This window comes from Marmoricola sp. RAF53 (genome assembly GCF_052114005.1).
Taxonomy (GTDB): Bacteria; Actinomycetota; Actinomycetes; order Propionibacteriales; family Nocardioidaceae; genus Marmoricola.
Genome location: NZ_JBFRDX010000025.1, coordinates 49,388 through 62,463, shown reverse-complemented (window position 1 = coordinate 62,463; position 13,076 = coordinate 49,388). Strand labels below are relative to the sequence as shown.

The following is a 13,076-nucleotide window of genomic DNA, read 5'->3' as shown; positions in this document are numbered from 1 at the left end:
GGCCTACGTGCTCTGCACCGCGGTCACCGGAGCCGACGGCATCGCGGAGTGCAACACCACCGCGATCAACATCGACCCGTCGCACACCGGTGAGGACATCCTCATCGACGTCAACGGTGCGTACGACGCGACCTTCTCCGGGTCCGCCGGCTACGCCTCGTCGACCGGTCGGGGTCAGACCTTCTGATCCGCTGAACGTCGAACCCCCTGCTCCGGAGACCTCCGGGCAGGGGGTTTGTCGTTCGCCGGGAGGGCCCGCCCCGGGGCTCGAAACGGTTACCAGCGGGTTTGACGTCCTACCTACGGATCCGTACCTCGCGGAGGTAGACCGGTTATGGCCCACCTGGTCTTTTTCTTTTCGGACTGCGAAACGAGAACGAGTTCCACCCCCGCGTGAGTGCCGTCCACCTCATCCGAAAATGCCTGATTTGCGCCTGGAGCCGATCTGGAAGCCGTGCATTTCGATCTTCCCCAAACTGATTGTTCGTTGAACTTCCGCACTGCTAGACATCGCCCGCGCGGCCACAGGTGTGTCCGCGGTCACTGCTCACCCGAGGGGCTTACATGCGCGTACGCAGTACACATCGAACGGGGATGGCGAGAGGACGTGCCGGACGGGCACGACTGAGCGCCGCGACAGTCCTGGCACTGGCCGCCGGATCCTTCCTGACCGTCGTCGCCGGTGCACCCGCCGCGCAGGCGGTCCAGGCGACCGGCGACGACGTCGCCGCCTGGCAGAACGGCTACGCCTGGACCTACGGCAACACCTCGTTCAACTACAACGACGGCAACGGCACCAACGTGACCATCAACGAGACGGTCACGTACTCGGTCGTCGGGCAGGAGACCTTCCAGGGTCACGACGCCTACAAGCTCAACATCGCCGGCACCATCACCGGCGGCAGCGGCACGGCGAACGCCGGTGGTACCGCGGCCAACCTGGACACCTTCAGCGGCACGGTGAGCGGTGTCCGCTACGTCCGCCGCTCGGACCTCGCGCTGCTCCAGGAGAACCAGTTCCAGCACCTGAACGCCAAGGCGCACGTCTCGATCATCACGCAGGGCATCACCGCGGACATCGAGCTGCACCTCACCCCGAACCCCAGCTGGAAGGTGCACGACTTCCCGCTCAACGCCGGTGACTCGTGGCACACGCTGACCGACGTCGCCTACACCGGTGGCTTCACCTACGACGCCGGTTCCATCGGCGGCAGCGGCTCGTCCCCGTTCGACGGCACGCTGCACTACGACGCCCCGGCGAACGTGACCGCGGCCACGGTGAACGCGATGGGCAACGCCAGCCTCCCCGTCAAGCGCGTCTACAGCCAGAACGCCGACGCCTCGATGTCGGACGACTCGTACTGGTCCTCGACCTACAAGAACCAGGTCAAGGAGACGCTGGTCCTTCCGCTCGACGGGGCCGCGATGACGCTGAGCCGGACGATGACCTCGGCGTCGATCGGCGGCGGCACCCCGATCACGGCGACCGCCACCCCGTCGTACAGCTGCGGCGGCGGTGCGGTCACCGTGTCCGGCAACCTGACCAGCGGTGCCGCCGGCCAGACGATCACCGGCCGGGTGGACTCCTCCCAGGCCAGCGTCGGCTCCGGCAACAGCGCCACCGCCGTCACCGGCGCCAACGGCGCCTTCACGATGACGCTGACCGCCCCGGGCGTCAGCGACGGTCTCGACCGGGCCGGTGCGCAGCCCTCGCGCGGCAACTACGGCATCCTGCTCACCGGCGGTGGCGGCATCGGCGCGACCACGGTCGTGGTCTCGCCCAAGGACTGCACCCGGCTGACCTACACCGGTGCCGTCTCCGGTCCCCAGACCGGTACGGCGACCGTGAGCGCCCAGCTCGAGAACCTGGCCGACCAGTCGAAGGCGGCCGGCAAGACGGTGACCTTCACGCTGTCCAGCGGTGCCACCGTCAACGCGACCACCAACGCGGCCGGCGTGGCCAGCACCACGATCGCCGTCAACGGCCCGGTCCGCTCGGCCACGATCTCGGCCAACGTCGCCGGCACCCCGGTGGCGGAGGCGGCGGCGACCTCGGCGAGCTTCGCGGTGACCGCGATCCCGACCACCACGTCGGTCGTCGCGAACCCCACGGTGGCGACCGTCGGTGACCCGATCGTCTTCAACGCCACCGTCGCGCCGACCTTCGGCACCAGCACCCCGACCGGGACCGTCCAGTTCGTGGTCAACGGCGCCGGCTTCGGCGGCGCGATCCCGCTGGTCGACGGCCAGGCCACCAGCCCGGCCCTGTCGACCCTGCCGGTCGCGCTGCACAACAGCGTCGTCGCGATCTACTCCGGAAGCGGCGACCACGCCGCCAGCACCTCGCCGGCGGCCGACTTCCGGGTCCGCAACCCGCTGCTCGGCACGACCACCACGCAGACGGCGACGCCGTCGACCGCGGTGGCCGGTCAGGAGGTCACGCTCTCCGCGCACGTCGCCAGGAACAGCGGCGGCAGTGACCCGCTCACCGGATCGGTGACCTTCACCTCCGGCGGCAACACCGTCGCGACGGTGGGCCTGGACGGCAACGGCGACGCGCAGGCCGTGGTCACCGACCTCGCGGTCGGCAACCACAGCATCGTGGCGAACTACTCCGGCGACGACGTCTACGCGGGCAGTGCCTCGGCCCCGGCCGGCGTCAGCGTCTCGAAGGCCGACGTCAGCGTCGTCCTGAGCACCGCCGACGACACCACCGTCACCGGTGAGGCCGTCAACCTGACCGCGACCGTCGCGGCGCAGAGCCCGAGCGTGGGGGTCCCGACCGGCAGCGTCCAGCTGCTCGTCGACGGCGCCGCCTCCGGGTCCCCGGTGGCCCTCTCCGGCGGCTCGGCGACCTTCCCGGCGCTGACCCACCTCGGTGCGGGCAACCACACCCTCGCAGTGACCTACCCCGGCAACGACAGCTACAAGTCCGGCTCCGACACCCAGTCGCAGCTGGTCAGCCCGGCGACCACGACCACCACCGTGATCAGCGGCCCGTCGCCGCAGGTCGAGGACAACGTCGTCACCATCACCGCGACCGTGGCCGCCCAGGCCCCGGGTTCCGGTGCGCCGACCGGCAACGTGGTCTTCCTCTCCGACGGCAACGTCATCGGTGCGGCGTCGCTGGCCCCGGCCGGGGGCAGCGCGCAGGCCGTCCTGGAGATCGACACGCTGGCTCCGGGCACGCACGCCATCACGGCGTCGTACCCGGGTGACGCCGACTACGTCGCCAGCGGTGCCGACGCTGTGGAGCAGAAGGTCGTCGCCGCGGCGGCGGTCGTCGGCACCACGACCACGGTCACCTCGACCAAGAACCCGTCGACCTACGGCGAGCTGATCACCTTCTCCGCGCACGTCGCGGCGGCCGACGACACCGTGCCGACCGGAACGATCCAGTTCTCGGTCGACGGCACCGACATCGGCGGTCCGGTCGCGGTGAACGGCAACGGCGACGCGACCAGCGTCACGCTGGCCTCGCCGGAGCCGGGAGACCACCTGGTGATCGCGGCGTACACCCCGAACGCGGCCTACGCGCTCAGCGGTGCCGCCCTGACCCAGACGGTCCAGGCCGCCGGCGTGACCGTCGGCCTGACCTCGTCGAACGCCAGCAGCAACCAGGGTCAGGCGGTCACGTTCCACGCGACCGTCTCCTCGGACGCCGCCGGCACCGGGACCCCGGGCGGCTTCGTCCAGTTCCGCGTCGACGGGTTCCCGTTCGGTCCGGCCGTCGCGCTGGACGGCGACGGCGAGGCCACCAGCGGTGCCACCACGAGCCTGACCCCGGGTGCCCACACGGTGACCGCGGTCTACTCCGGTGACGCCCACTTCGTGGCGGGCAACAAGTCGATCACCCAGAACGTCGGGCAGATGGGCACCTCCACCGCCCTGGTCGCCTCGACCACGTCCCCGACCTACGGCGACGCGGTGACGTTCACGGCGACGGTGACCCCGGCGTCCAACGCGCTGGGTGCTCCGACCGGCACGGTCAAGTTCCTCGAGGGCTCCACCGTCCTCGCGACCGTCCCGGTGTCCGCTGCCGGCAGCACCGCGAAGGCGTCGTTCACGACTGCGACCTTCGGTGCCGGTGCGCACGCGGTCAAGGCCGTCTACTCGGGTGCGACCGCGTTCGCGGGCAGCACCTCGGGCGACACCACGGTGACCGTGGCCAAGAAGGCGACCGCCCTCAAGGCCGACGCCGCGCTGGTCAAGCTGACCGGTGGCCTGGGGCTCAACCTCGGCTACCTGAAGGCGACGCTGACCTCCGGCGGAGCCCCGCTGCCCGGGCAGCCGGTCGTGTTCACCATCGGGACCTCCACGGTGTGCACCAGCACCACCGACGGTGCCGGGGTCGCGACCTGCAACGCCCTGCCGCAGCTCCTCGCGCTGACCCTCGCCGGTGGCTACAAGGCCACCTACGCGGGCAGCGCGAACTACCTGGGCTCGTCCGACAACGGCACCACCCTCAAGTGATCCCCGTGATCTGGAGAAGAGGAACCAACGTGCGTAGATTCACCGCCGCAGCAGCGGCAGCCGCCACGGCACTGGGGCTCGCCCTGGTCGCCGTCTCACCCGCGGACGCGTCCATCACCTCCCCGAACAACGGGTCGGTGGTGGGCGGCATCCTCACCATGAGCGACACCGGTGCCACCGACAGCAGCTCGCTCTGCATCACGGGCTCCAGCGCCCAGACGCAGGTCCGGCTGTTCAACTCGGCCAACACCGCGGTCTTCAACCAGACCAAGTCCGGTGCCGGTGCCGCGTCGTTCACGTTCGACACCCACACGGTGCCGAACGGCGCCTACAAGGTGCAGACCGACGTCCGCAACAAGTCCGGGACGATCTTCTGCTCCAACAGCAGCTCGACGTTCACCTCGAACATCACCATCACCAACACGGTGGCGTTCACCTACGGCGGCCCGGCGTCGGCCGCGCAGAACACCGTCCTGCCGCTGACGTTCACGGTGACCGACCCGAACAACGCCAACGCGCCGCTCAGCGGCTTCACGCTCAACCTGAGCCTGACCGGTGGCGGCACGACCACGGCCACCAGCAACGCCCAGGGCGTGGTGTCGGCGAACCTGCCGATCTCCGGCCCGCCGCGGACCGGGGCGACCCTGACCGTCTCGTACGCCGGAACGACCTTCTGGGCGGCGAAGACGATCAACGTCCCGTTCGACGTGACCAAGAACGACACCTCGGTCACCGTCGCGCAGCCGGCCCCGGTCGTGCACGGCCAGGCGACCAGCTTCAGCGCCACGGTCGCGCCTGCCAACGGCACGACCGCCCAGCAGCCGACCGGGACGGTCACGTTCTCGATCGACGGTGCGCCGTACGCCACGGCGCCGCTGGCCGGCAACACCGCCAGCTCGCCGTCGATCTCGACGCTGAGCACCGGTGATCACACGATCACGGCGACGTACAACGGCGACGGCAACTACTTCGCCGGCAACTCGGCGGCCAAGACCCAGGTCGTCGGCAAGGCGGACACCAGCACGGTGCTCACCCGTGACCCCGACGCGGGCACGGTGAGCGGCCAGGCGGTGACCTTCACCGCGAAGGTGGCCGTGACGGGTGCGGGCGCCGGCGCGCCGACCGGCGGCGTGCAGTTCAACGTCGACGGTCAGCCGTTCGGCACCGCGGTCCCGCTCTCGGGTGACGAGGCGACGCTGACCATCAGCAACCTGCTCCCGGGCAACCACGACGTGGTCGCGGTCTACAACGGCGACGCCGACTTCAAGACCAGCTCGGCGGGTCCGCTCACCCACGGGGTGAACAAGGCGAACTCCAACCTGGTCCTGACCGGATCGGCGCCGGGGGCGGTCTCCGGGCAGCCGATCACCTACACCGCGGTCCTGACCGCCGTCGCGCCGGGCGCCGGCACCCCGACCGGCCAGGTGCAGTTCACCGTCGACGGCAATCCGCTCGGCGCCCCGGTGAACCTGGTCAACGGCCAGGCCACCTCGCCGGTCGCGAACCTGCAGGTCTACAGCCACCTGATCGCGGCGAACTACCTCGGTGACGTCCGGTTCGGCGGCTCGAACGACAGCCTGACGCAGAACATCGCGCCGGCGCACACCACGACGGCCCTGACCACCTCGCCGAATCCCTCGGTGTTCGGTCAGGCCGTGACCCTGCACGCCGAGGTGACCCCGGACGCTCCGGCGACCGGTGCGCCGGAGGGCGCGATCCGGTTCCGGATCGACGGCGGCGTCAACAACGGCGGCCAGGACCTGTACGTCGACACGGTCGGCGGGGCCGCGACGGCCTCGATCAGCTCGCTGTCGGTGGGTTCGCACTCGGTCGTCGCGACGTACCTGTCGGGTGACCTGAACTTCACCACCAGCTCCGACTCCGAGACCCAGGTCGTCAACAAGGCCGCCACCAAGACGGTGGTCTCCAGCAGCGCGACGCCGTCCGTCTTCGGGCAGCCGGTCACGCTCACCGCGGCCGTCTCGGTGCTCGCACCGGGTGCGGGCGCACCGTCCGGCACGGTCGTCTTCACCGACGGCAGCGACGTGCTCGCCACCGTCCCGGTGAGCTCGGCGACCGGCTTCCAGGCGTCGTTCACCACCGACGACCTTTCGGTCGGCCAGCACGCGATCACGGCGACGTTCAGCGGCGACGAGAGCTTCCAGGGCAGCAACGGCACCGTCACCCAGACGGTGAAGAAGGCGCAGACCACGACCGTGGTCACGTCGTCGAACAACCCGGCGCTGACCGGCCAGGGCACCGTGTTCACCGCGGTGGTCGCCCCGGTCGCCCCGGGTGCGGGCGTCCCGACCGGCACGGTCCAGTTCACGGTCAACGGCCTTCCGCTCGGCGGTGGCCAGACCCTGGTGAACGGTGTCGCGACCAGCCCGGGCTTCGCCTCGCTGGTGCCGGGCACGTACAAGGTCAAGGCCGTCTACAGCGGTGAGACCAACTTCGTGACCAGCAACGGCCTGCTCGACCAGGGCAACGGCCAGAACGTGACCAAGGGCCAGACGTCGCTCGCAGTGTCCTCGGACGCCGCGAACGCCGCCTACAACGCTCCGGTGACGTTCACCGCGACGGTGAGCGCGGTCGCCCCGGCGACGGGCAAGCCGTCGGGCGTGGTCCGGTTCTGGGAGGGCGACGTCCTCCTGGGGTCGAACAGCCTGACCCCGGCGTCCTCGGGCAACACGGCCTCGGCCGACTTCGTCACGACGACGCTGGCGCCCGGTGCGCACGCTGTCCGGGCCGAGTACGTGGGCAACTTCAACTTCGCCGTCTCGCAGGGTCAGACCTCGGTGACGATCGGCCGCGTGCCGACCGTCGTGGGGGTCTCGTCCTCGGCCAACCCGATCGTCTTCGGGAGCCCGGTGACGCTGAAGGCGACGGTGTCGGAGTCCCTTCCGGCCGAGGGTGAGCCGACCGGTTCGGTCACCTTCAAGGAGGGCTCGACCGTCCTGGGTACCGGCACGATCAGCACGGTCGGTGGCGAGCAGGTGGCCACCGCGACCGTGTCGGGCCTGACCGGTGGGGCGCACGCGATCACCGCGGTCTACTCCGGTGACACGGTGTTCGCGAACAGCACCTCGGCCGGCCTACGTGCTCTGCACCGCGGTCACCGGAGCCGACGGCATCGCGGAGTGCAACACCACCGCGATCAACATCGACCCGTCGCACACCGGTGAGGACATCCTCATCGACGTCAACGGTGCGTACGACGCGACCTTCTCCGGGTCCGCCGACTACGCCTCGTCGACCGGTCGGGGTCAGACCTTCTGACCCGCCGGGTAACCCGCTGAGCACACGGCACCCCTCGTCCTTCCCCCGAGGACGGGGGGTGTCGTGCGTCCGGGATCAGGGAGTCGGTGTGCCGGTCGGGTCCGCCGAGGGGGCCGCGGTCGGACCGTCGGTCGGTGTGCTGGTCGGGTCGGCGGTCGGGGTCGTGGTCGGTTCCGCGGTCGGTGTGCTGGTCGGCGTGCTGGTCGGCGTGCTGGTCGGCTCCGCGGACGGGGTGGGCGTGGGCGACGGCGTCGACCCCGGGGCCTTCCCGGTCGTCGCCGGACCGGAGCCCTTCACGGCGCCGATGCTGGTTCCGTGCGCGTCCGAGCCGCCGAGGACCGCCGAGAGCGGCTTGCCGAGCACGGCCTCGACGCCGGTGACCGTGCCGAGCGTGACGACCAGGACGGCGACCGCGGTCACCGCGACCCGGCGCCAGGGGAGGTCCACCGGGTCCCGAAAGACGGGCCGGGGGACGGGCCGGGGGACGGGCAGGGTGCCCGACCGCAGCGCGGTCCGGCGGACGGCTTCCCGGCTGCGCTCGAGCGAGACGCCGTACATCGCGGTCGCGACGGTCGCGATCACGCTCGCGACGGCCGCCCCGATGATCGTGCCCGCGACGCCCAGGTAGGAGGCGCCGAAAGCGGCGGAGGCCGCTGCGGCCGCGCTCGCCGCGACCTGGGTCAGCGAGAGCCCGTGCCGGGTCTCGGGCTTCTCGTCGTTGTTCGGGGACTGCATGCGGGTCTCTCGGTCGGCGGCGGGGCGTCACTGGTGGAACGCACCGCGACCGGGGACGGTTTCACTCCGGCAGGGTGATGCCGCCCACGTCGGTGCCCTCGTGGCCGCGGACCCGGTCCAGGATGTCGAGAGTCTCGGTGACCGCGACGTCGTTCCAGTGCCCCGCGCCGCGGAGCATGTAGTGACCGAGCGAGCCCATCTCGACGTACCGGGCCGACGCGGCGACGTCGGTGGCGCGCTCGACGAACCGCCGGGTGTGCCGCGGGCTGGTGATCCGGTCCCGGCCGCCGTGCGCCGCGACCAGGTGCTTGCCGGCGAGCGCGCCGACGGGGTCGTCCTTCGGGAACCACGGGGCGAGCCCGACGACGCCGACGACACCGGGTGCGTCCGCGGCCCACGCCGACGCCCGGGCGCCCATCGAGTGGCCGAGCAGCACGACCGGCAGGTCCGGGTGCTCCGCCCGCAGCGCCGCGACCGCCCACCGGACGTCGTCGACGGGGGAGGCCCGGGTGCCGTTCCAGCCCTTCACCGTGAACCGGAGCATGCTCACCGCGACGCCGGCGTCGGTGAGCCGGGGCGCGACCGCCCGGAGCATCGCCCGGGTCCGGTGCACCGCCAGGCTGCGGCCGTCGACCGGGACCTGGCCGTGCTGGGCGCCGCCGTGCAGCAGCAGCACCTGCGCCCGCGGGCGCGCCGGGGCGGGGGCGGTGACGATCCGGTCCGAGGGCTCCACGGGCATGCGGCCATCCTCTCCGTCGGGTCAAGGCCGTTCCGGGGTGGTTCGGAGCGGGCCCGGCCGCGGATGGGTGCTTCCCCCGTTGTCGGTGGAACACGGCAAGATGGCCCCGTGAGCGACGAGGCGACCCTCCGGGCCGAGCACCAGACCCTGGCCGAGCAGATCGAGGAAGCGCGTTTCCGGTACTACGTGCTCGACGACCCGACCCTCTCCGACGCGGACTTCGACGTGCGGCTGCGCCGGCTGGAGGAGATCGAGGAGCTCGTCCCGGACCTGCGCACCCCGGACTCCCCGACCCAGAAGGTCGGCGGCGCGGTGTCCACCCTCTTCACGGCGGTCGACCACCTCGAGCGGATGGAGAGCCTGGACAACGCCTTCTCCGTCGAGGAGCTCGAGGCCTGGCAGGCCCGGTTGACCCGCGACGGCGTCACCTCGCCCGCGTACCTCTGCGAGCTGAAGGTCGACGGCCTGGCCATCAACCTGCTCTACGAGAACGGCCGCCTGGTGCGGGCGCTCACCCGCGGCGACGGGCGCACCGGCGAGGACGTCACGCCGAACGTCAAGACGATCGCCTCGATCCCGCACACCCTGACCGGCACCGACGAGCTCCCCGTGCCCGCGCTCGTCGAGGTCCGCGGCGAGGTCTTCCTGCCGGTCGAGGCGTTCGAGCGGCTGAACGCCTCCATGGTCGAGGCCGGCAAGCAGATGTTCGCGAACCCGCGCAACGCTGCCGCCGGCTCGCTGCGGCAGAAGGACCCGCGGGTCACCGCGACCCGCGATCTCGGCATGGTCTGCCACGGCATCGGTGCCCGCGAGGGCTTCGAGCCCGCGGCCCAGTCGGCGGCGTACGAGGCGCTGCGGGCCTGGGGTCTGCCGACCAGCGACCGGGTCCGCGTCGTGCCGGACCTCGACGGCGTCAAGGAATACATCACCCACTACGGCGAGCACCGGCACGACGTCGAGCACGAGATCGACGGCGTCGTGGTCAAGGTCGACGAGGTCGCCCTGCAGCGCCGGCTCGGCTCCACGTCGCGGGCGCCGCGCTGGGCGATCGCCTACAAGTACCCGCCGGAGGAGGTGAACACCAAGCTCCTCTCCATCGAGGTCAACACCGGCCGTACCGGCCGGGTGACGCCGTACGGCGTGATGGAGCCGGTCAAGGTGGCCGGGTCGACCGTCGAGAACGCCACCCTGCACAACGCCTACGAGGTCAGGCGCAAGGACGTCCGTCCCGGGGACACCGTGATCCTGCGCAAGGCCGGGGACGTGATCCCGGAGATCCTCGGCCCGGTGCTCGCGCTGCGTCCCGAGGGGCTGCCGGAGTGGGTGATGCCGACCGCGTGCCCGTCCTGCGGCACCACGCTGGTCGAGCAGAAGGAGGGCGACAAGGACCTGCGCTGCCCCAACCACCGCGACTGCCCGGCGCAGGTGACCGAGCGGGTCTTCCACGTGGCCGGCCGCGGCGCCTTCGACATCGAGGGCCTCGGCTACGAGGCCGCCGTCGCGCTGCTGGAGGCGGGCGCGATCACCAACGAGGGCGACGTCTTCGACCTCGACGCCGACCGGCTGCGGGTCGCACCGCTGTTCACCCGGGCGCCGAAGAAGGACGAGGACGGCCCGCAGCTCACCGCGAACGGGCAGAAGCTCCTCGACAACCTGGCCAGGGCCAAGGAGCAGCCGCTGTGGCGGGTGCTGGTCGGCCTCTCGATCCGGCACGTCGGCCCGTCCGCCGCCCGCGCGCTGGCCGCCGAGTTCGGCTCGATGGCCGCGATCCGGGCCGCGGAGGAGGGCGAGCTCGCCGCCGCCGAGGGGGTGGGCCCGACCATCGCCGAGTCGGTGCGCACCTGGTTCGACGACCCGGAGGCGGCCTGGCACGGCGAGATCGTGGACCGGTGGGCCGCGGCCGGCGTACGGATGGAGGACGAGCGCGCCGAGACCGGGGAGCAGACCCTCGCCGGGCTGACCCTGGTCGTCACCGGCTCGCTCGCCGGCTACAGCCGCGACGGCGCCAAGGAGGCGATCCTGTCCCGCGGCGGCAAGGCTTCGGGCAGCGTCTCCAAGAAGACCGACTACGTCGTCGTCGGCGACAGTCCGGGCTCCAAGGCCGACAAGGCCGAGCAGCTCGGCGTCCCGATCCTCGACGAGGACGGCTTCACCCGGCTGCTCGAGGGCGGTCCGTCAGCCGTCTGAGGCAAGGATCTGCTCGCGCAGGATGTCCGCGTGCCCGGCGTGCGCGGAGAGCTCGCGGACCAGGTGCACGTAGACCCAGCGCACCGTGAGCGGGCTGCGCCGGTTGTACTGGGCGAGGTCGTCCAGCGCGAAGCCGGCGGCGATCTCGCGGGCCTCGGCGCAGACCCTGCGGTACTCGGCGATCACCCCGTCGACGGTGTCGGAGTCGTCGAAGGCGAAGGTGTCGTCGATCTCGTCGGGCAGGCCGAGCTCGGACCGGGTGCGCCCGGCCATCGCGACGTGGAACCAGACCTGCTCCACGAACGTGGCGTGCTTGACCAGTCCGATCGGCGTGGTCAGCGACGGCACCAGCCGGCGCCGGGCCTGCTCCTCGGTCAGCCCCGCCAGGCCGGCCACGATCTCCTCCCGGGCCGCGTCGAGGAAGCCGTCGAGCTGGGTGCGTTCGTCCGCGATCAGGGGAGGTTCCACGGTGAGAGCGTAGTCACGTGGACGGATCTCGTGGACACCCTTCTCGACGGCCCCGGCGCGCCCTACCCTCCAGGCATGACGATCATCGACAGGACGGCACCGGTCCTGGTCACCGGCGGCAGCGGGTACGTCGCGAGCTGGATCGTGCGCTACCTGCTCGAGGACGGCTTCACGGTCCGCGCGACGGTCCGTGATCCCCGCAAGGCGAACGGCCTGGAGCACCTGCACGCGCTCTCCGCGGAGCACCCGGGCCGCCTCAGCCTCTCCCGCGCCGAGCTCCTGGAGCCGGGCAGCTACACCGAGGCGATGGCCGGTTGCGAGCTCGTCATCCACACCGCGTCGCCGTTCCTCCTCGGCAAGGTCAAGGACCCGCAGAAGCAGCTGGTCGACCCGGCCCTGGACGGCACCCGCAACGTCCTGGCCAGCGTCGGCGAGACCGCCTCGGTCAAGCGGGTGGTGCTCACCAGCAGCGTCGTCGCCATCTGCGGCGACAACATCGACATGCGGGGCAAGGACTTCTTCACCGAGGACGACTGGAACACCACCAGCAGCCTCGGGCACCAGCCGTACCCGTACTCCAAGACCGTCGCCGAGCGGGAGGCGTGGCGGATCGCCGAGGCGCAGGACCGCTGGGACCTGGTCACGATCCACCCGGGTCTGGTCCTCGGGCCGTCGCTGACGACCGCCAGCAAGTCCGGCACCTTCCGGACGATGGGGAGCTTCACCGACTACTCCCTGGCCGCCGGCGCGCCCGCGCTGGAGATGGGCGTCGTCGACGTCCGTGACGTGGCCCGCGCGCACATCGCGGCCGGCTTCACCCCCGAGGCGCACGGGCGCTACATCACCAACGCCGAGACGATGAGCATGCTCGACATCGGCAGGGCGCTGCGCGCCCGCTTCGGCTACCGGCCGTCGTTCCCGCTGACCCAGGCCCCGAAGCCGGTCATCAAGCTGGCCGCGCCGATCGCCGGGATGACCCGCAGGTTCATCGAGCTCAACGTCGGCTACCCGCTGCGCTTCGACAACAGCCGGACCGTGAAAGAGCTCGGGATCACCTTCCGCCCCGGCGCCGAGTCCGTGACCGACCACTTCCAGCAGATGATCGACGACGGGATCGTCAAGGGCTGACCGGGTCGTGTGCCCCAGGACGCGTCCGGGCGCGTCGAGAGGCACACGACCCGGGCCCTAGGATTGG

General features: G+C 71.4%; 8 protein-coding genes. 5 read left to right on the top strand and 3 right to left on the bottom strand.

The features are described 5' to 3' along the window. The 3 genes from AB4Y76_RS18095 to AB4Y76_RS18085 all read left to right on the top strand — a co-directional run. A partial coding sequence (locus tag AB4Y76_RS18095) for a hypothetical protein (RefSeq protein WP_441927815.1) occupies positions 1-187 on the top strand: 187 nt, incomplete at its 5' end. A gap of 407 nt (positions 188-594) precedes the next feature. Continuing rightward, positions 595-4,473, top strand: a complete 3,879-nt coding sequence (locus AB4Y76_RS18090; RefSeq protein ID WP_441927813.1) for a beta strand repeat-containing protein — start codon at positions 595-597, stop codon at positions 4,471-4,473. Between the two features lie 29 nt (positions 4,474-4,502). Further along, positions 4,503-7,658: a beta strand repeat-containing protein gene (locus tag AB4Y76_RS18085; protein WP_441927811.1), complete on the top strand. Its 3,156-nt coding sequence runs from the start codon at positions 4,503-4,505 to the stop codon at positions 7,656-7,658. 169 nt (positions 7,659-7,827) lie between these two features. Here the strand turns inward: AB4Y76_RS18085 and AB4Y76_RS18080 are convergent, their stop codons facing one another. Continuing rightward, positions 7,828-8,487, bottom strand: coding sequence for a hypothetical protein (locus AB4Y76_RS18080; protein ID WP_441927809.1), 660 nt, complete (start codon positions 8,485-8,487; stop codon positions 7,828-7,830). A gap of 61 nt (positions 8,488-8,548) precedes the next feature. After that, entirely contained in the window at positions 8,549-9,226 is a 678-nt protein-coding gene (locus tag AB4Y76_RS18075; protein WP_441927807.1) for an alpha/beta hydrolase, read from the bottom strand. Between the two features lie 63 nt (positions 9,227-9,289). Between AB4Y76_RS18075 and ligA the strand changes: the two genes are divergently transcribed. Continuing rightward, complete coding sequence (gene ligA / locus AB4Y76_RS18070; RefSeq protein ID WP_441927805.1) at positions 9,290-11,413, top strand: NAD-dependent DNA ligase LigA; 2,124 nt, start codon at positions 9,290-9,292, stop codon at positions 11,411-11,413. Here ligA and AB4Y76_RS18065 read toward each other — a convergent pair. Next, positions 11,402-11,881 (bottom strand): DinB family protein, encoded by a 480-nt coding sequence (locus AB4Y76_RS18065; RefSeq protein WP_441927803.1) that lies wholly within the window; start codon positions 11,879-11,881, stop codon positions 11,402-11,404. The genes ligA and AB4Y76_RS18065 overlap by 12 nt on opposite strands. Positions 11,882-11,956: 75 nt before the next feature. Here AB4Y76_RS18065 and AB4Y76_RS18060 point away from each other — a divergent pair, with 75 nt between their 5' ends. Beyond that, on the top strand, positions 11,957-13,009 hold the full coding sequence (locus AB4Y76_RS18060; protein ID WP_441927801.1) for an NAD-dependent epimerase/dehydratase family protein: 1,053 nt from the start codon (positions 11,957-11,959) through the stop codon (positions 13,007-13,009). Positions 13,010-13,076 lie beyond the last annotated feature (67 nt).